Below are 19107 nucleotides of genomic sequence, written 5' to 3' on the forward strand. Positions count from 1 at the left end.
GTGGAGTGGTTATGGGTGATCGGCACGACTACGTGGCCCTGGAATGGGTCAAGGGCGAAATTGCCGAAACGCTGAAGCTGGCGCATCAGGCGATCGAAGCCGTGCTCGACGATCCGCAGGCCTTCCCCGGGCTGGACGAGTGCCTGGCGTACATTCATCAGGTACACGGCAGCCTGCAGATGGTCGAGTTCTACGGCGCAGCGTTGCTTGCCGAAGAAATGGAGCATCTGGTCGAAGCCCTGCAACATCAACGCGTGCCACACCGCGACGAAGCCTTGCACCTGATGCTGCAAGCCCTGGGCCAACTGCCGCTTTACCTGGACCGCGTGCAGAGCGCCCGCCGCGACCTGCCGTTGGTGGTGTTGCCGCTGATCAACGACCTGCGCAGCGCCCGTGGTGAAAGCCTGCTGGCGGAAACCAGCCTGTTCAGCCCGCCACTGCCCGAGCTGGCGCCGCTCGGCGACGAGGCACTCGCGGCATTGGAACCGCCCGATGTGCCGAACGTGCTGCGCAAACTGCGGCAGATGCTGCAAATGGCTCTGGTCGGTCTGCTGCGCGAACAGGACGACCAGACGCACCTTGGCTATCTGGCCAAAGTCTTCAGCCGTCTCGAAGCGCTGAGCGGCGACGCGCCGTTGAGCCCGTTGTGGCAGGTCGCCTCGGCGTTGGTCGAGGGCATGCGCGAGGGCGTCATCGCCAACAGTCCGGCGCTGCGCAGCCTGTTCAAGGACGCCGACCAAGAGCTCAAGCGCCTGCTCGAGCAGGGCATCGTCGGGCTCAACCAGCCGGCGCCGGCCGAGCTGCTGAAAAGCCTGTTGTTCTATATTGCCAAAGCCGAACATCCCACCGGGCAGATGCTGACCATGAAAGATCGCTACTCCCTGGACGACGCGTTGCCCGACAGCGCGATGGTCGATGAAGAACGCGCGCGCCTCGCCGGCCCCGACCGCGATGCCATGCGCTCGGTGCTGGCAGCGCTGTGCGAAGAGCTGGTGCGGGTCAAGGAGCGCCTCGATCTGTTCGTGCGCAGCGACCGCCAGCACGCCTCGGATCTGGACAGCCTGCTCGCACCGCTGCGGCAGATCGCCGATACCCTCGCGGTGCTGGGTTTCGGTCAGCCGCGCAAAGTCATCATCGATCAACTGGCGGTGGTGCTCAGCCTCGCCCAGGGCCAACGCGAACCGAACGACGCGATCCTCATGGACGTCGCCGGGGCCTTGCTCTACGTCGAAGCAACGCTGGCCGGCATGGTCGGCACGGTGGAGACGCAAAGGGCCGACGACACGCGCCTGCCGACCACCGACCTGACGCAGATCCATCAGATTGTGATCAAGGAAGCGCGCATCTGCCTGCAACAGGCCAAGGACATGATCGTCGACTACATCGACGCCGATTGGGACCGCCAGCATCTGCAATCGCTGCCCGAATTGCTGACACAGGTGCGCGGCGCGCTGGCGATGATTCCGCTGGCCCGCGCAGCGAGTCTGGTCGAGGCCTGCAACGGCTTCATTCGCGAGCATTTGATGCTCGATGCCCACGAACCGGGTTGGGAACAACTCGATCATCTGGCCGATGTGATCAGCAGCCTGGAGTATTACCTCGAACGCCTGAGCGACGACCCGCAGGCGCCCGCCGAGCATCTGCTCGATGTCGCGCAGAACAGCCTCGCCAGCCTCGGCTTCTTCGCCAACGAGCAGCCCGGCGAAGCGCAAGTGCCGGTGCTCGATGAGGTACTCAGCCCCAGCGAAGCCCAGGTCATACATGATCTGCAAACTCTCGACGACCCTGACGTCGTGCAGTCGCTGGCCGATGTGCTGGCCAGCCCGTTGTCGGCGCTCAACCCGCCGGCGCGCAACAGCCCCGACAGCCTGATGCCGCCGCCGGCCGATGAAGAAGCGGTCGACGATGAACTGCGCGAAGTGTTCCTGGAGGAAACCGACGAAGTTCTCGCAGTTCTCCACGAATACCTGCCGCGCTGGACCGCCAATCCCCAGGACCGCGCCGCGCTGACCGAACTGCGCCGGGCTTTCCATACCTTGAAGGGCAGCGGGCGCATGGTCCGCGCATTGGTTCTCGGCGAGCTGGCCTGGGCGGTAGAAAATCTGCTCAATCGCGTGCTCGAACAAAGCGTCGAGCCCGGCGCAGTGCTGCGCCAATTGCTCGACGACACGGTGTTGCTGCTGCCCGAGCTGATCAACGAATTTGCCACCCAGCGTCAGCGCCAGCGCAACGATGTCGACCAACTCGCCGCACGCGCCCACGCGTTGGCCAAAGGCGATGAGCCGCTGGCTGCCGAAGACACCGACGACGTCGCCGCCCTCGATCCGCTGCTGCTGGAAATCTTCCGCAAAGAAGCCGAAACCCACCTCGCGAGCCTCAACCGGTTCCTCGATCAGGCCGCCGAACAGGTGCCGTTGCCGGCCAGCGACGAACTGCAACGCGCGCTGCACACGCTCAAGGGCAGTGCCTCGATGGCCGGCGTATTGCCGATGGCCGAACTGGCGGCTTCACTGGATCAACTGGCCCGCGAGTTCAAGGCGCATCAGTTGCCGCTGGATCTGGACGAGGTCGAATTGCTGCTCGAAGCCGAGGGCTTGTTCCGCGTCGGCCTGCGTCAGCTCAAACACGATCCGCTGGCGCCGATTGTCGGTGCGCAGTCGCTGATCAAACGCACCGAGGCGCTGCTCGCCGAGCGCCTGCAAGCCAGCACCGATGGCGCTGACAGCGGCCTGCGCCTCAAGCGCGATCCGCAACTGATCAACAACTTCCTCGCCAAGGGCATGGACATCCTCCTCGACGCGGAAAACCTCTTGCAGCGCTGGCAGCAGCACCCCGGCGAACGCCAGGAACTCAGCGCCTTGCTCGATGAACTGACCACCCTCGGCGAAGGCGCGCACCTTGCCGATCTGCTGCCGGTCGACGGTTTATGCGAAGCCTTGCTCGATCTGTATGGCGCGGTGGAAGAAAGCAGCCTTGCGGTCAGCGAGCGGTTTTTCCACGAAGCGCAACTGGCCCACGAAGCGCTGATCAACATGCTCGACGAACTCGCCGCCGGCCAGGAAATCACCCCGCAGCCGGAGCGGATTCGGGCCTTGCAGGAACTGCTCGACGAAGGCCTCGACCCGGCGGCGATGGGCCTGATCCGCAGCGATGGCAGCCGCACCCTCGATATTCGCGAGCTGGGCAACGCCACCGCGCAATTGCAGCAATCGGTTGCCGCCCTCGAGCCGGACGATGAAATCGTCGAAATCTTCCTCGAAGAGGCGGTGGACATTCTCGACAGCGCCGGGCAAGCCTTGCAGCGCTGGCTCAAGGACCCGGACAACGCTGCGCCGCTGTCGTCATTGCAGCGCGACTTGCACACGCTGAAGGGCGGCGCGCGCATGGCCGAGGTCGAGGCCGTCGGCGACCTCGCCCAGGAGCTGGAAAATCTCTACGAAGGGCTGGTTGATCGACGCTACAACCACAGCGCCGCGCTCGAAGGTTTGTTGCAGCACAGTCATGAGCGTTTGGCACTGATGCTCGAGCAACTGCAAGCGCATCAAGCGCTGACCCCGGCGCAGGATCTGATCGACGCGATCCGTCAGTTGCGTCAGGGCCAGGCCGCCAGCGAATCTGCCCCCGCAGCGGTCGAACACGACAACGCCGGGCATGATCCGGAGTTGCTGGAGATCTTCCTTGAAGAAGGTTTCGACATCATCGAAAGCTCCGGCGCCGCGCTGTTGCGTTGGCAGGCCGAGCCGGGCAATCGTCAGGAAGTCGAAACCCTGCTGCGCGATCTGCACACCCTCAAGGGTGGCGCGCGGATGGTCGAAATCGGCCCGATCGGCGACCTCGCCCACGAGCTGGAATTTCTCTACGAAAGCCTCTCTAGCGGTGCGCTGCAACCGTCCGCCGAGCTGTTCGCGCTGGTGCAGCGCGGCCATGACCGACTGGCGCAAATGCTCGATGGCGTGCGCGCCGGGCAACCGTGCCCGCCGGCCGATCGGCTGATCAGCGCGATCCAGAATTTCAGCCATCCGGCGCAGGTTGAAGCGCCGCTGGCGCCAGCTCCGGTCATCAAGCCTGAGGCAGCGCCACCGGTGGCCGATGCTGGCGCAGACATGGTCAAGGTTTCTTCCGAACTGCTCGATGAACTGGTCAATCTGGCCGGGGAAACCTCGATTTTTCGCGGGCGAATCGAGGAGCAAGTCAACGATGCGCAGATTGCTCTCAACGAGATGGAAACCACCATCGAGCGCATGCGCGATCAGTTGCGCCGGCTCGACACGGAAACACAGGGGCGCATCCTCAGCCGTCAGCAAGTCGACGGTGAGCGCCTCGGTTATGAAGACTTCGATCCGCTGGAAATGGACCGCCATTCGCAGCTCCAGCAGCTGTCGCGGGCGCTGTTCGAATCTGCCTCGGACCTGCTCGACCTCAAGGAAACCCTCGACCGCCGCAACCACGACGCGGAAAACCTGTTGCAGCAACAGGGGCGGATCAACACCGAATTGCAGGAAGGCCTGATGCGCACGCGCATGGTGCCGTTCGAGCGCATGGTGCCGCGTCTGAAGCGCATCGTGCGGCAGGTCGCCGAGGAGCTGGGCAAGGATGTCGCGTTCGTCGTCGGCAATGCCGATGGCGAGATGGATCGCAACGTGCTGGAGCGCATGGCCGCGCCGCTGGAACACATGCTGCGCAACGCCGTCGACCATGGCCTTGAATCCGCCGAGGTGCGGTTGGCGGCGGGCAAACCGGCGCAAGGGCAGATCTCCCTCGATCTGTTGCGCGAGGGCGGCGACATGGTTTTCGACATCCGCGATGACGGCGCCGGCGTGCCGCTGGAAGCCGTGCGGCGCAAAGCGATCAAGCGCGGTCTGCTGGCGCCCGATGCCGAGATCAGCGACCGCGATGTGTTGCAGTTCATTCTCCAGCCGGGTTTCTCCACGGCGGAAAAGATCACTCAGATTTCCGGGCGTGGCGTCGGCATGGACGTGGTCCACGAAGAAGTGCGCCAGCTCGGCGGCAGCATGAGTATCGATTCGGTGCCGGGGCAGGGCGTGCATTTCCGCATTCGCTTGCCGTTCACCGTGTCGGTCAACCGCGCGCTGATGGTGCAGTGCGCTGAGGATCAGTACGCGATCCCGCTGAACACCATCGAAGGCATCGTGCGTGTGTTGCCGAATGATCTGGAAGGGCACTTCCGTCAGGATCCACCGAGTTATCAATACGCCGGCCAGCGTTACGAACTGTGCTATCTCGGCGAGCTGTTGAAGACTGCGCCACGGCCAAAACTGCTTGGGCAGAACCTGCCGTTGCCGGTGCTGTTGGTGCATTACAACGACCGCCACATTGCCGTGCTGGTCGACGCCATGGCCGGCACCCGTGAAATCGTGGTCAAAAGCCTCGGCGCACAATTCGCGGCGGTGCAGGGCGTGTCGGGGGCGACGATTCTCGGCGATGGCCGGGTGGTGCTGATTCTGGATCTGCTCGCACCGATTCGGGCGATGCAGGCGCGCCTGGCGCAGGAGCCGTCACCCACGGAGATCGACAGCGAACCGCACAAGCCGCTGCTGATCATGGTCGTCGATGACTCGGTGACGGTGCGCAAGGTCACCAGCCGTTTGCTCGAGCGTCACGGCATGAACGTGCTGACCGCCAAGGACGGTGTCGATGCGATGCTGCTGCTTGAAGAGCACTTGCCCGACCTGATGCTGCTCGACATCGAAATGCCGCGCATGGACGGCTTCGAAGTCGCCACCCAGGTGCGCGCCGACGAACGCCTGCGCCACTTGCCGATCATTATGATCACCTCGCGCACCGGGCAGAAACACCGCGACCGCGCCATGGCCATCGGCGTCAACGACTACCTCGGCAAGCCGTATCAGGAATCGGTGTTGCTGGAGAGCATCGCCCAGTGGAGCAAGAAACATGCATGAGCACCGGCACAACCCGCGCACCAGCCAACTTACCGGGCTGCTGCTGCCGCTGGCCGATCGCAACCTGATCCTGCCGAATGTCGCCATCGCCGAGCTGATCGACTACCAGGCCAGCGCCTTCGACCTCGACACGCCGCCGTGGTACCTGGGGCGGGTGACCTGGCGCGAGCGACAGATTCCGCTGATCAGTTTCGAATCGGCCTGCGGGCAGAAAATCGTCATCGGCGAACGGGCACGGATCGTCATCCTGAATGCGCTGGGCGGCTTGCCGGAGCTGAGATTCATCGCGCTGCTGGTGCAGGGGATTCCTCGCTCCTACAAGCTGGACAGTCAGTTGAGTTATGTCGATGTGCCGTTGTGTGCGCTGGAGCAGGCGGCGGTGCAGGTGGGCGAGCAGGTGGCGAAGGTGCCGGATTTGTTGGGGCTGGAGCAGTTACTGGTGGATGCGGGATTGGCCCGCTGATCCAAGGCTTGACTGATCGTTCCCACGCGCAGCAAAGGAATGCAGCCGGGACGCTCCGCGTCCCTTTCAGAAGCCGAACGCGGAGCGTCCGTGGAGGCATTCCCACGCAGAGCGTGGGAACGATCAACATCAAGCCATGCCTGTGTTTAAAGACACCCAGTGTTACGCCCCGCCAGCCTACAAATCCTTGCGCCGCTGCCTACGCCTGCGCCAGAATCCGCCGGCTTGTGCGCCCAGGGCTTGCTGCGTAACTTGGATCGGGTCACTGATTCCCAGTGATCGGGTTTAGCAGCCCGTGGTCAATCTGAGGTTGCACGAGCACCGTCAGTCAGGCGTCACGCCTGCACTTGATGGCGGCTGTGCGCAGGGCGCTTCGGCGCGCCGGCTTCCTTAGGTTCCCCGGTCTGCTAACCTGCGTTCAGCTGCCACCCTTCTTTTAGCAGAGATGCGGTTGCGGCTTTATCCGGAACCTTAAGATGAAAAAACCATCGCCAAACCCGCCGGTAGCAAGTCCGGCATCGCCCTACCAATCCCCCGACTCAAAGAAATTCCACGAAGCCGCCGAGCGCGCCCTCGACCATTACCTCGGCCCACCCAGCGCTGACTTCATGGCCCCGCCGTACACCCCCAACACGCTGTACATGGCCAACCCCGAAGCCGACACCGAATCGCTGCTGGCCGATGCCTGTGAAACCCTGGGTTCGGCGACAGTCATGTTGCATAACCACGCCGCCTCGGTGGACGGCTCACAGCGCAAGACCCTACAGGGCATCGCGCAGATTGTCATGGTGGCGGAGATGGCGGTGAACCGGGTGCTGGACAAAATGGTGCCAACCGACTGAGCGAATGCGCTGAGGCGACTGGCCTCTTCGCGAGCAGGCTCGCTCCCACAATTGGAATGCGTTCGATCGTTCCCACGCTCCGCGTGGGAATGCCGCAACGGACGCTCCGCGTTCGGCTTTGGAAGGGACGCGGAGCGTCCCGGGCTGCATTCCTTTGCTGCGCGTGGGAACGATCAATGTGGGAGCGAGCCTGCTCGCGAAAGCGATCGTGACCATTACTCTCAGCGTAATGATTCACCGCCCAGCTTGATTGATGCCCTCATCGCACACGCCTAACTTGGCTCCACGACAGCGAACCCCGTGGAGTGAGCATGACAACAACAATTTCCCCCGACTCGCGCTGGACGCGGCGGCGTGACGAGAAGCAGCGCCGCCTCGACAAGGTGCGCGGGCTGGCCGATGGTGCGGTGTTGCCCAGCGACAAAATCGTCGCCGCGCTTGAAGCGCTGATCCATCCCGGCGATCGCGTGGTGCTGGAGGGCAACAACCAGAAGCAGGCGGATTTCCTTTCGCGCTCACTGGCCAAGGCCGACCCGGAAAAGCTCCACGATCTGCACATGATCATGCCCAGCGTCGGCCGCTCCGAGCACCTTGATCTGTTCGAACGCGGCATCGCCCGCAAGCTCGATTTCTCCTTCGCCGGCACCCAGAGCCTGCGCATCAGCCAGTTGCTTGAAGATGGCTTGCTCGAAGTCGGCGCCATTCACACCTACATCGAACTCTACGCCCGCCTCGTTGTGGACCTGATCCCCAACGTCGTGCTCTCGGCCGGTTTCATGGCCGACCGCGCCGGTAACATCTACACCGGCCCGAGCACCGAAGACACCCCGGCACTGATCGAACCGGCGGCGTTCAGCGATGGCATCGTCATCGTCCAGGTCAACCAATTGGTCGACGACGTCAGTGAGCTGCCCCGCGTAGACATCCCGGCGTCGTGGGTCGATTTCGTCGTGGTCGCCGACAAGCCGTTCTACATCGAGCCGCTGTTCACCCGCGACCCACGCCACATCAAGCCTGTGCACGTGCTGATGGCGATGATGGCGATTCGCGGCATCTACGAAAAACACAACGTGCAGTCGCTCAACCACGGCATTGGTTTCAACACCGCTGCCATCGAACTGATCCTGCCGACCTACGGCGAATCCCTCGGCCTCAAAGGCAAGATCTGCCGCAACTGGACGCTCAATCCGCACCCAACGCTGATCCCGGCGATCGAAAGCGGCTGGGTCGAGAGCGTGCATTGCTTCGGCACCGAATTGGGCATGGAAAACTACATTGCCGCTCGGCCCGATGTGTTCTTCACTGGCCGCGACGGCTCGCTGCGCTCCAACCGTATGGTCTGCCAACTGGCCGGGCAGTACGCGGTGGACCTGTTCATCGGCGCGACGTTGCAAGTTGATGGCGACGGCCATTCCTCGACCGTCACCCGTGGCCGTCTGGCCGGTTTCGGTGGTGCGCCAAACATGGGTCACGATCCGCGCGGCCGGCGTCACGGCACCCCGGCGTGGCTGGACATGCGCCATGCCGATGGGCCGCAACCGATGCTCGAACGCGGCAAGAAACTCGTGGTGCAGATGGTCGAGACCTTCCAGGAGGGCGGCAAACCGACCTTCGTCGAAACCCTCGACGCGGTGGAGGTGGCGAAGAAAAGCGGCATGCCGCTGGCGCCGATCATGATCTACGGCGACGACGTCACCCACTTGCTCACCGAAGAAGGCATCGCCTACCTGTACAAGGCGCGCTCGCTGGAAGAGCGCCAGGCGATGATCGCCGCAGTCGCCGGGGTTACCGCCATCGGCCTGCGGCACAACCCGAAAGACACCGAACGCATGCGCCGCGAGGGCCTGATCGCCTTGCCCGAAGACCTCGGCATCCGCCGCACTGACGCTACCCGCGAATTGCTCGCGGCGAAAAGCGTGGCCGATCTGGTCGAGTGGTCCGGCGGCCTGTACAACCCGCCCGCCAAATTCAGGAGCTGGTAATGCACGCATTCAACCTGCAAGCGAAACCGCTGTCCCTGGCTGACCGCTTGGCCGATCTGGCGGTGGACGCGCTGATCGACGAAGCCGATCTGTCGCCGAAACCGGCGCTGGTCGACCGTCGCGGCAACGGCGCGCACACTGATCTGCACTTGGGCCTGATGCACGCGTCGGCGTTGGCCTTGTGGCCGGCATTCAAGGAAATGGCCGAGGCGGCGCTGGAGCTGGGCGAAGTCGGTTTGCCGTTGCGCGAAGCGATTGGCCGCATCGGTCGCGAGGGCGAACAAGCCATGCTCGTGACCACCAACGGCGTCAACACCCATCGCGGTGCGATCTGGGCGTTGGGACTGTTGGTGACGGCCGCCGCGCTGCAAACGAAATCCATCGCCCTGTGTGCCGCACGCCTGGCATTGCTCGACGACCGCTACGCGCCGAAACCGCTCAGCCACGGCGCACAAGTCGCCCAGCGTTACGGCGCACGCGGTGCTCGCGAGGAAGCGCAACTGGGCTTCCCGTCCGTGCTGCAACGCGGCCTGCCGCAACTGCACAAAAGCCGCGCCAGCGGCCACGGCGAACAGAACGCCCGGCTCGATGCGTTGCTGGCGATCATGACCGAGCTGGCCGACACCTGCGTGCTCTACCGCGCCGGCGAACCGGGCCTGCAGGCCATGCAGGCCGGCGCGCAAGCGGTGCTCGATGCCGGCGGCAGCGCCAGCCTCAGCGGTCGTCGTCGCCTGCACGAACTGGATCAACAACTCATCGCATTGAATGCCTCGCCCGGTGGCGCCGCCGACCTGCTCGCCGCCACGCTGCTGCTTGATCGTATCGAGCGCGACGGCCTCTCTCAGGGAGCGTTTTGATGGAAAACCTATCGTTTGAATTCCCCGCCGGGCAGCCGCCACGCGGGCGTGCGCTGGTCGGTTGTGTCGGCTCCGGTGATCTGGAAGTGCTGATCGAACCGGGTCTGGCCGGCAAACTGACGATCAACGTGCAAACCTCGGTCAACGGCGCGCAACAGCGCTGGCAGCATCTGTTTGCACGGATGTTCGACGGCACCACGCCGCCAGCGATGGCCATCGATATCCACGATTTCGGCGCGACGCCGGGGGTGGTGCGCTTGCGCCTGGAACAGGGTTTCGAGGAGATCGGCCATGACTGACAGCGCAGCGTTGCTCAACAAACACAGCTTCGTCGAACTCGGCGCGCGGCAGCGGGCGCAAGCCTTGCTCGACGTCGGGACCTTTCGCGAACTGCTCGATCCGTTTCAACGGGTCATGTCGCCATGGCTTGAGCGCCAGGGCGTAGTGCCGCAAGCCGACGACGGCGTAATCATCGTCAAGGGCAGCCTCGACGGTTTGCCGGTAGTCATCGCGGCAATTGAGGGCGCTTTTCAGGGCGGCAGCCTCGGTGAAGTCGGCGGGGCGAAGATTGCCGGTGCGCTGGAACTGGCCGCCGAAGACAACCGCAACGGTATCCCCACCCGCGCCGTGCTACTGCTGGAAACCGGTGGCGTGCGCTTGCAGGAAGCCAATCTAGGGCTGGCGGCGATTGCCGATATCCATGCGGCGATTGTCGATCTGCAGCAGTACCAACCGGTGGTCGGCGTGGTCGCCGGCAGCGTCGGTTGCTTCGGCGGCATGTCGATCGCCGCTGCGCTGTGCAGCTATTTGCTGGTGACCCAGGAAGCACGTCTCGGCCTGAACGGCCCGCAAGTCATCGAGCAGGAAGCCGGGATCGAGGAGTACGACTCCCGTGACCGGCCCTTCATCTGGAGCCTGACCGGCGGCGAACAGCGTTTCAACACCGGACTGGTGGACCGTTATGTCGGCGATGACGTGGCGAAGATTCGTCAGCAGGTTGGTGAATTGCTCCAGCAAGGCCTGCCGGCACAGCCGCGCAGTCAACGCGCCGAGTGGTTCCTGCAACGCCTCGGCAAGCTGAACACTGACCTGCAAATCGAACCGTCGGTGGTTCGCGATCTGTATCAAGGAGAGCGCTCATGAGCGGTTATTCATTGCGCGGCTTGCACTGGTTCAATGCGCTCAGCGCTGGCGCCAGTGTCGTCGAAGGTTTGCCGCCGTCAGTGAAAGTGGCGGACGCTGAGCTGGGGCGATTCATTGCTGTGGTCGCCGACCCGGACAATCGTTTTCCCCGCGCCCGCAATGGCGAGGTCGGTTTGCTCGAAGGCTGGGGTCTGGCCAAGGCTGTGGATGACGCGATCAGTGCCGACCGCGACAGCGCACAGAAGCGCCCGATCATCGCCATCGTCGATGTGCCGAGCCAGGCGTATGGCCGCCGCGAAGAAGCCCTCGGCATTCATCAGGCGCTGGCCGGCGCGGCGGACAGTTATGCCCGTGCGCGTCTGGCCGGGCATCCGGTGATTGCGCTGCTGGTGGGCAAGGCCATGTCGGGTGCATTTCTCGCCCACGGTTATCAGGCCAATCGCCTGATCGCGCTGCGCGATCCCGGCGTGATGGTTCACGCGATGGGTAAGGCCTCGGCGGCGCGGGTCACCTTGCGCAGTGTCGAGGAACTGGAGGCGCTGGCCTCCAGCGTGCCGCCGATGGCCTATGACATCGACAGTTACGCCAGCCTCGGATTGCTTTGGGAAACCCTGTCGGTGCAGCAAATTGAACAGCCGACGGCGGAAGATCTGGCGCGCGTGACTGAGTGCCTGAAGCTAGCGATCAACGATGTGAGCAGCACTGATTTGAACGGGCGCCTTGGTGCGAATAATCGTGCCGCCTCCAGCAAAGTCCGCGAATTGCTGAGGGCGCAGTGGTGAACCTGCCCCTGGCCCACGATCTGCTCTGGGGCATGACCCCGGCGCAGTTGCCGGCGGATGCGCCGGCGTGGGCGATCGCGGCGCTGGCGGTCGGGCAACCGGTGGTGGTTCGCCGTGCCTTGAGCAAGGAAGGTCTGGTCGCGGTCGGCGTTCGTGGTGTGTTGCGCGAGCAGCGGCTGGCGACGTTTATGCCGCTCGACTCGATTGCCTGTCGGGTCAGTCCCGAGGCCCTTCGTCATGTTGAGTGCGAGCGAGATCTGCCGGTGATGCAGGGGCTCAAACAACTGCGGCCGCTGCTCGATGGCTGCGGTTGGGTCTGGGGTGTCAGCGGCAGTGTCGGGTTTGAATTGGCCAGTGGCTTCAGAGCAATGCATGCGGCCAGTGATCTCGATCTGATTCTGCGTGCGCCGCAGATGATCACGCGCAATCAGGCACGCAAACTCGTGGAGCTTTTCGATCAGGCTGTGTGCCGGATCGACATGCAATTGCAAACGCCGTTCGGCGCTGTGGCCTTGCGGGAATGGGCCAGCGGTTCGTCCAGGGTGCTGCTGAAATATGCCCATCAGGCGGCATTGGTGGTCGATCCGTGGAACCCGCAGGAGCAGGCAGCGTGAGCAGTCTGCTGGTGTTTCCCGGCCAGGGCGCGCAGCAATCCGGCATGCTCCAGCGTTTGCCTCGGGAAACGCTGGTCGAGGCCAGTGATGTGCTCGGCGAGGATGTTTTGCAGCTGGATTCAGCCGAGGCATTGCGCACGACCAGAGCGGTGCAACTATGCCTGCTGATCGCCGGTGTCGCTGCTTCGCGGCAGTTATTGCAGGATGAACTGAGCGCGGATTACGTCGCTGGCCTCTCCATCGGCGCCTACCCGGCAGCAGTGCTGGCGGGAGCCTTGAGTTTCAGCGATGCGCTGCATCTGGTCAGCCTGCGCGGTGAGCTGATGCAACAGGCTTATCCACAGGGCTACGGCATGACCGCGATCATCGGCTTGCAGTTGTCCACCGTCGAAACCCTGCTGGCGCAAGTGCACAGCGAAGATGCGCCGGTGTACCTGGCCAATATCAACGCCGATAACCAAGTGGTCATCGCCGGCTGCGACAAGGCCATGCACGCGGTGGCCGAACTGGCGCGCGGTCGTGGTGCCGGAGTGGCGAAACGGCTGGCGGTGAGCGTGCCGTCGCATTGCCCGTTGCTGGAAAAACCGGCGCAGGCGCTTGCCGAGGCCTTCGCCAAGGTTGAACTGAAGAACCCGAAAATCGCTTATCTGAGCGGCAGTCGCGCGCGGCCTGTGAGCAAAGTCGAAGCGCTGCGCGATGACCTCGCTTTCAACATGTGCCGCGTGGTGGACTGGCGCGGCACCGTGCAAAGCGCCTACGAGCGCGGCGTACGTCTACAGATCGAACTGCCGCCCGGTGCGGTGCTGACCGGGCTGGCGCGTCGGGTGTTCGAGCAGGGCACCGTCACTGCCTTCGACAGTGCCCGCCTCGACACCCTGCAAGCGCTGTTGCGCGAGGAGGGTGGCCGCCAACTCTAAAACCGCCGCGACTCAAGCTTCGAACAACAAAAACAACATTCGACGATGCACTTTGAGGACTACAACAATGATTATTTACGGTGTGGCGTTTCTCGCCTTCTGCACGCTGGTCGGTATCTGGGTCGGTGAATTGCTCGGCAAGCTGATCGGCGTGCCGGCCAACGTCGGTGGCGTCGGCATTGCGATGCTGCTGTTGATCGGCCTGGGCAGCTACCTCTACAAGAGCGGCTGGCTCAAGGGCAAGACCGAGCAGGGCGTGGAGTTCTGGAGCGCGATCTACATTCCCATCGTGGTCGCCATGGCCGCGCAGCAGAATGTCTACGGTGCGCTGAAGGGCGGGCCGATGGCGATTCTTGCCGGCACCCTCGCCGTAGTGATCGCTTTTGCCCTGGTGCCGGTGCTGACACGCATGGGCAACAAGCAAGAGACGCCGATTGCTCCTGCCAAGACCGCGGGGTAATCGCCATGTACGAATCAATGATGAAAGTGATCACCGGTTACGGTCTGATCAGCGGCTTCCTGATTGTCGGCCTGACCATGTGGGTGTCCTACTGGATGTCCAACACCTTCACCAAGGGCCGTCTGCACGGTTCGGCGATCGCCATTCTTCTCGGGCTGGTGCTGTCGTATATCGGCGGCGCACTCACCGGTGGGCAAAAAGGCGTGGTGGATATTCCCCTGCTGTCCGGCATCGGCCTGCTCGGCGGCGCCATGCTGCGGGATTTCGCGATTGTCGCCACCGCGTTCGGCGTCAGTGTCGACGAGCTCAAACGCGCCGGGCTTGTCGGCGTGCTGGCGCTGTTTGTCGGCGTTGGCACCTCGTTCGTCGCCGGCGTCGGTGTGGCGATGGCGTTCGGGTACACCGATGCGGTGAGCTTGACCACCATTGGCGCCGGTGCGGTTACTTATATCGTTGGCCCGGTGACCGGTGCGGCGATTGGCGCCAGTTCCGAGGTGATGGCGCTGTCGATTGCGGCGGGGCTGATCAAGGCGATTCTGGTGATGGTGATGACACCATTCGTGGCACCGATGATCGGCCTGAACAACCCGCGCAGCGCGGTGATTTTCGGCGGCTTGATGGGCACCTCAAGTGGCGTCGCCGGCGGGTTGGCCGCCACCGATCCGAAGCTGGTGCCGTATGGTTGCCTGACGGCAGCGTTTTACACCGCGCTAGGGTGTCTGCTCGGGCCTTCGCTGCTGTTTCTGGCGATGCGCGGGTTGATGGGCTGACGCTTTCGCGAGCAGGCTCGCTCCCACAGTTGATCGTTCCCACGCTCTGCGTGGGAATGCAGCCCGGGACGCTCCGCGTCCCAAAGCGGACGCAGAGCGTCCATTGAGGCATTCCCACGCAGAGCGTGGGAACGATCATGGGCTCGCCTGCCGATTGGCATACATCCGACACTCCGCCAGCAACGCCAGCAAATTCGGATCGCGCTCCTTGGCCTTGAGAAACACCACGCCAATGTGCTGCTGCAACCGGTACTTCTCCTGCAACGGAATCAGCTTCACTCGATTTTCGTACACCGCCGCAATCCGCCCCGGCAACAAGGCGTACCCCACCCCGGAGCTGACCATGCTCAGCAAAGTGAAGATGTCATTGACCTGCATCGCCACTTTCGGCTCGAACCCCGCTTGCTTGAACACCCGATTGCCATCCTGATGCGTGGCAAAGCCCTGGGTCAGGGTGATGAACGTTTCATCCCGCACCTCGGCCAGATCGACTTCACTGCGCTGAGCAAACTTCGAATCCGCCGGGGTGGCGAGGAAGATGTCGTCGGAAAACAGCGCAATCTGTTCGCAGTCCGGATCGTTGATGCTGTCGTCCAGCGACACCAGAATCGCGTCGACTTCCATGTTTTTCAGTTTGTAGAGCAAGTCGATGTTCGAGCCGAGGATCAGGTCGATGTTGAGTTCGCTGCGGCGGATTTTCAAGCCCATGATCAGTTGCGGCACGGTTTTCACCGTCAGCGAATACAGCGAGCCAAGCTTGAAGCGCTCAGCGGAGAATCCGGCGGCTTCGCGGGTCAGGCGCACGCTGTCGACCACATCGTTGATCAGCTTCTGCGCGCGCTCTTCCAGCACGTAAGCACTTTCCAGCGGCGTCAGATTGCGACCCTCGTGTTTGAACAGCGGGCAGCGCAGGGCGTTTTCCAGTGAGTGAATCGCGCGGTGCACGCTGACGTTGCTGGTCTGCAATTCGGCGGCGGCGCGGGCGAGGTTGCCGGTGCGCATGAAGGCGAGGAACACCTCGAGTTTTTTCAGGGTCAATTCTTCGTCGATCAGCATGGCGCGGACTCTTTTTGGTATCGGCCGATTGTGCCCAATTCCGACGTGCCGCGCAGGCGAGGTTGAACAGAAACATTGCGCTTTTACGCTCAAGGCCCGAGCCTTGCGCGCTTGCGCTAGTGACTACGAGGTCTGCGACACATGTATCACGGGGAAAAACTCAACGCCTGGACCCATCTGGTCGGAGCCATCGCCGCGTTTATCGGCGGCGTTTGGATGCTGGTGATTGCCAGCCTCGACGGCAGTCCATGGAAGATCGTCAGCGTGGCGATCTACGCCTTCACTTTGCTGGTGCTCTACAGCGCTTCGACCGTGTACCACAGCGTGCGCGGGCGCAAGAAAGCGATCATGAAAAAGGTCGATCACTTTTCGATCTACCTGCTGATCGCCGGCAGCTACACGCCGTTCTGCCTGGTGACGTTACGCGGGCCGTGGGGCTGGACGCTGTTCGGGATCGTCTGGGGGCTGGCGCTGATCGGCATTCTGCAAGAGATCAAACCGCGCTCCGAGGCACGGATTCTGTCGATCGTGATTTACGCGGTGATGGGCTGGATCGTGCTGGTCGCGGTCAAACCGCTGATTGCCGCGCTGGGCACGGCGGGGTTTGCCTGGCTGGCGTCGGGCGGGGTGCTGTATACGGTGGGGATTATCTTTTTTGCCCTCGATCACCGGCTGCGGCATGCCCATGGCATCTGGCATTTGTTCGTGATTGCCGGGAGTTTGCTGCATTTTGTCGCGATTCTGTTTTACGTCCTGTAAATGCAATCCCTGTGACTGATCGTTCCCACGCTCTGCGTGGTAACGCCTCCTGTGACGCTCTGCGTCACGCTGTTTGGGACGCAGAGCGTCCCGGGCTGCATTCCCACGCAGAGCGTGGGAACGATCAGTCCGGCAAAAAGGTTTAGAAATCCCCCCAAAGTTGCTGGGCTACCGCCAGCGCAACCACCGGCGCAGTTTCGGTGCGAAGTACGCGTGGGCCGAGGCGGGCGGCGTGGAAGCCGTTGCCTTTGGCCTGCTCGACTTCGCCATCGGTCAAGCCACCTTCAGGCCCGATCAGGAACGCCAGCGCCGCCGGTTTTGCATGGCTCACCAGCGGCTCGGCCACCGGGTGCAGGACCAATTTCAATTCGGCGTCGGTCTGCTTGAGCCAGTCCGCCAGCAACACTGGCGGATGAATCACCGGCACCCGTGAACGCCCGCACTGTTCGCAAGCACTGATTGCTACCTGACGCCAGTGCAGCAAGCGCTTGTCGGCGCGTTCGTCCTTGAGGCGCACTTCGCAGCGTTCGCTGAAGATCGGGGTGATTTCCGTCACGCCCAATTCAGTGGCTTTCTGTATCGCCCAGTCCATCCGCTCGCCGCGGGACAAGCCCTGGCCGAGGTGGATCTGCAGCGGCGATTCGACCTGCCCGGCGAATTGCTCGTCGATCTGCACGACGACGCGCTTCTTGCCAACGTCCACCAGCGATCCGCGAAATTCATGGCCGGAGCCGTCGAACAACTGCACCGCATCGCCCTCGGCCATGCGCAGCACGCGGCTGATGTAATGCGCCTGGGCTTCCGGCAGTTCGTGTTCGCCGGTGCTCAGCGGGGCGTCGATAAAGAAGCGGGACAGTCTCATTTCGGGTCTCTAAAAAATTGGCGCGTAGCCATTGTAGTGAAGAGCTTCTGTGGCGAGGGGATTTATCCCCGTTGGGTGGCGAAGCCGCCCCAAAATCAGCACACGCGGTGACTCAGGAGTACCGCGTGTGCTGATTTCACGACTGCTGCGCAGCCGAACGGGGATAAATCCCCTCGCCACAGGGTCCTTCTCAAACCTTTGGTATCGATCAGCCCGGATCGCGAAATCCCGGGTGGAAGTCTTTCGGCACCGCCACGCTGACGCTGTCACGCGTAGCAATGTCGATACCTTCGCTAGCCACCTCAGCAAGGAAATCGATCTGCTCCGGGGTAATCACGTACGGCGGCAGGAAATACACCACGCTGCCCAGCGGCCGCAGCAACGCGCCTCGCTCCAACGCATGCTGGAACACCTTCAGGCCACGACGCTCCTGCCAAGGGTAGGCCTCTTTCGTGGCTTTATCCTTGACCATCTCGATGGCCAGAACCATGCCGGTCTGGCGCACTTCGGAAACGTTCGGGTGATCGACCAGATGCGCCGTCGCCGAAGCCATGCGCTGAGCCAGGGCCTGGTTGTTCTCGATGACGTCGTCCTGCTCGAAGATATCCAGCGTCGCCAGTGCCGCCGCGCACGCCAGCGGGTTGCCGGTGTAGCTGTGCGAATGCAGGAAGGCGCGCAGGGTCAGGTAGTCGTCATAGAACGCGCTGTAGACCTCATCGGTGGTCAGGCACGCTGCCAGCGGCAGGTAGCCGCCGGTGAGGGCTTTCGACAGGCAGAGGAAGTCCGGGCGGATGCCGGCCTGTTCGCAGGCGAACATCGTCCCGCTGCGGCCGAAGCCGACGGCGATTTCGTCGTGGATCAGGTGCACGCCGTAGCGGTCGCAGGCCTCGCGCAACAGCTTGAGGTACACCGGGTGATACATGCGCATGCCGCCGGCGCCCTGAATCAGCGGCTCGACGATTACTGCCGCGACGCTGTCATGATTTTCCGCCAGTGTCTGTTCCATGGCGGCGAACATGTTGCGCGAATGTTCTTCCCAGCTCATGCCGTCGGGGCGCAGATAGCAATCCGGGCTCGGCACCTTGATGGTATCCATCAGCAGCGCTTTGTAGGTCTCGGTGAACAGCGGCACATCGCCGACCGCCATCGCTGCCATGGTTTCACCGTGGTAGCTGTTGGTCAGGGTGACGAAGCGCTTCTTGTTCGGCTGGCCGCGATTGAGCCAGTAGTGAAAGCTCATCTTCAGTGCGACTTCGATGCAGGACGAACCGTTATCGGCGTAGAACACCCGGCTCAAGCCTTGCGGGGTCATTTTCACCAGACGCTCGGACAGCTCGATCACCGGCTGATGGCTGAAACCGGCAAGAATCACGTGTTCGAGTTGATCGACCTGATCCTTGATGCGCTGGTTGATACGCGGGTTGGCGTGGCCGAACACGTTGACCCACCAGGAGCTGACCGCGTCGAGGTAGCGCTTGCCTTCGAAGTCTTCGAGCCAGACGCCTTCGCCGCGTTTGATCGGGATCAGCGGCAGCTGTTCGTGGTCTTTCATCTGGGTGCAGGGATGCCACAACACCGCGAGATCGCGTTGCATCCACTGGTTATTCAGGCCCATTTACAGTCTCCTCGAGGCGGCTCGCGTCAGGCGCGGGCGAACAATCGCGCAAGCCTATGCAATG

General features: G+C 63.0%; 16 protein-coding genes. 13 read left to right on the forward strand and 3 right to left on the reverse strand.

Annotation, left to right across the window (positions count from 1 at the left end):
• Positions 1 to 11 precede the first annotated feature (11 nt).
• From ACMYUN_RS16715 to madM, 12 genes are all read left to right on the forward strand, one after another.
• A complete protein-coding gene (locus ACMYUN_RS16715) occupies positions 12 to 5921 on the forward strand; it encodes an Hpt domain-containing protein (protein WP_415761165.1) in 5910 nt (1969 codons plus the stop codon).
• Positions 5914 to 6384, forward strand: coding sequence for a chemotaxis protein CheW (locus ACMYUN_RS16720; protein WP_071172230.1), 471 nt, complete (start codon positions 5914 to 5916; stop codon positions 6382 to 6384). Before ACMYUN_RS16715 ends, ACMYUN_RS16720 begins: the two co-directional genes overlap by 8 nt.
• Positions 6385 to 6860: 476 nt before the next feature.
• Positions 6861 to 7226: a DUF6124 family protein gene (locus ACMYUN_RS16725; protein ID WP_415761166.1), complete on the forward strand. Its 366-nt coding sequence runs from the start codon at positions 6861 to 6863 to the stop codon at positions 7224 to 7226.
• Positions 7227 to 7537: 311 nt separating this feature from the next.
• On the forward strand, positions 7538 to 9208 hold the full coding sequence (mdcA, locus tag ACMYUN_RS16730; protein WP_415761167.1) for a malonate decarboxylase subunit alpha: 1671 nt from the start codon (positions 7538 to 7540) through the stop codon (positions 9206 to 9208).
• Positions 9208 to 10065 (forward strand): triphosphoribosyl-dephospho-CoA synthase, encoded by an 858-nt coding sequence (locus tag ACMYUN_RS16735; protein WP_415761168.1) that lies wholly within the window; start codon positions 9208 to 9210, stop codon positions 10063 to 10065. Before mdcA ends, ACMYUN_RS16735 begins: the two co-directional genes overlap by 1 nt.
• Complete coding sequence (locus ACMYUN_RS16740; protein ID WP_039757560.1) at positions 10065 to 10364, forward strand: malonate decarboxylase subunit delta; 300 nt, start codon at positions 10065 to 10067, stop codon at positions 10362 to 10364. Before ACMYUN_RS16735 ends, ACMYUN_RS16740 begins: the two co-directional genes overlap by 1 nt.
• Entirely contained in the window at positions 10357 to 11208 is an 852-nt protein-coding gene (locus tag ACMYUN_RS16745; protein WP_415761169.1) for a biotin-independent malonate decarboxylase subunit beta, read from the forward strand. Before ACMYUN_RS16740 ends, ACMYUN_RS16745 begins: the two co-directional genes overlap by 8 nt.
• Positions 11205 to 11990, forward strand: coding sequence for a biotin-independent malonate decarboxylase subunit gamma (gene mdcE / locus ACMYUN_RS16750; protein WP_415761170.1), 786 nt, complete (start codon positions 11205 to 11207; stop codon positions 11988 to 11990). The genes ACMYUN_RS16745 and mdcE overlap by 4 nt, the downstream gene beginning before the upstream one ends.
• The gene (locus ACMYUN_RS16755; protein WP_415761171.1) at positions 11984 to 12604 is read left to right on the forward strand and encodes a malonate decarboxylase holo-ACP synthase; all 621 of its coding nucleotides are present in this window, start codon (positions 11984 to 11986) and stop codon (positions 12602 to 12604) included. The genes mdcE and ACMYUN_RS16755 overlap by 7 nt, the downstream gene beginning before the upstream one ends.
• Positions 12601 to 13521: a malonate decarboxylase subunit epsilon gene (gene mdcH / locus ACMYUN_RS16760; protein WP_415761172.1), complete on the forward strand. Its 921-nt coding sequence runs from the start codon at positions 12601 to 12603 to the stop codon at positions 13519 to 13521. The genes ACMYUN_RS16755 and mdcH overlap by 4 nt, the downstream gene beginning before the upstream one ends.
• 67 nt (positions 13522 to 13588) lie before the next feature.
• A complete protein-coding gene (gene madL, locus ACMYUN_RS16765) occupies positions 13589 to 13981 on the forward strand; it encodes a malonate transporter subunit MadL (protein ID WP_016772756.1) in 393 nt (130 codons plus the stop codon).
• Positions 13982 to 13986: 5 nt separating this feature from the next.
• Complete coding sequence (gene madM, locus ACMYUN_RS16770) at positions 13987 to 14751, forward strand: malonate transporter subunit MadM (RefSeq protein WP_024014642.1); 765 nt, start codon at positions 13987 to 13989, stop codon at positions 14749 to 14751.
• 135 nt (positions 14752 to 14886) lie between these two features.
• Here the strand turns inward: madM and ACMYUN_RS16775 are convergent, their stop codons facing one another.
• Positions 14887 to 15807 (reverse strand): LysR substrate-binding domain-containing protein, encoded by a 921-nt coding sequence (locus ACMYUN_RS16775; RefSeq protein WP_310403441.1) that lies wholly within the window; start codon positions 15805 to 15807, stop codon positions 14887 to 14889.
• A 141-nt stretch (positions 15808 to 15948) separates the two neighbouring features.
• On the opposite strand from ACMYUN_RS16775, the gene trhA reads away from it, so the two are divergent.
• Positions 15949 to 16566, forward strand: coding sequence for a PAQR family membrane homeostasis protein TrhA (gene trhA / locus ACMYUN_RS16780; protein ID WP_039757573.1), 618 nt, complete (start codon positions 15949 to 15951; stop codon positions 16564 to 16566).
• Positions 16567 to 16708: 142 nt separating this feature from the next.
• Here the strand turns inward: trhA and ACMYUN_RS16785 are convergent, their stop codons facing one another.
• Both ACMYUN_RS16785 and ACMYUN_RS16790 read right to left on the reverse strand, forming a co-directional pair.
• Positions 16709 to 17428 carry a 16S rRNA (uracil(1498)-N(3))-methyltransferase gene (locus tag ACMYUN_RS16785; RefSeq protein WP_415761173.1) on the reverse strand — a complete coding sequence of 240 codons (720 nt, stop codon included), beginning with the start codon at positions 17426 to 17428 and terminating at the stop codon, positions 16709 to 16711.
• Positions 17429 to 17636: 208 nt separating this feature from the next.
• On the reverse strand, positions 17637 to 19043 hold the full coding sequence (locus tag ACMYUN_RS16790; protein WP_415761174.1) for an adenosylmethionine--8-amino-7-oxononanoate transaminase: 1407 nt from the start codon (positions 19041 to 19043) through the stop codon (positions 17637 to 17639).
• Positions 19044 to 19107 lie beyond the last annotated feature (64 nt).

The sequence above is a fragment of the Pseudomonas sp. CP4 genome, assembly GCF_047758505.1.
GTDB lineage: Bacteria > Pseudomonadota > Gammaproteobacteria > Pseudomonadales > Pseudomonadaceae > Aquipseudomonas > Aquipseudomonas fluorescens_AO.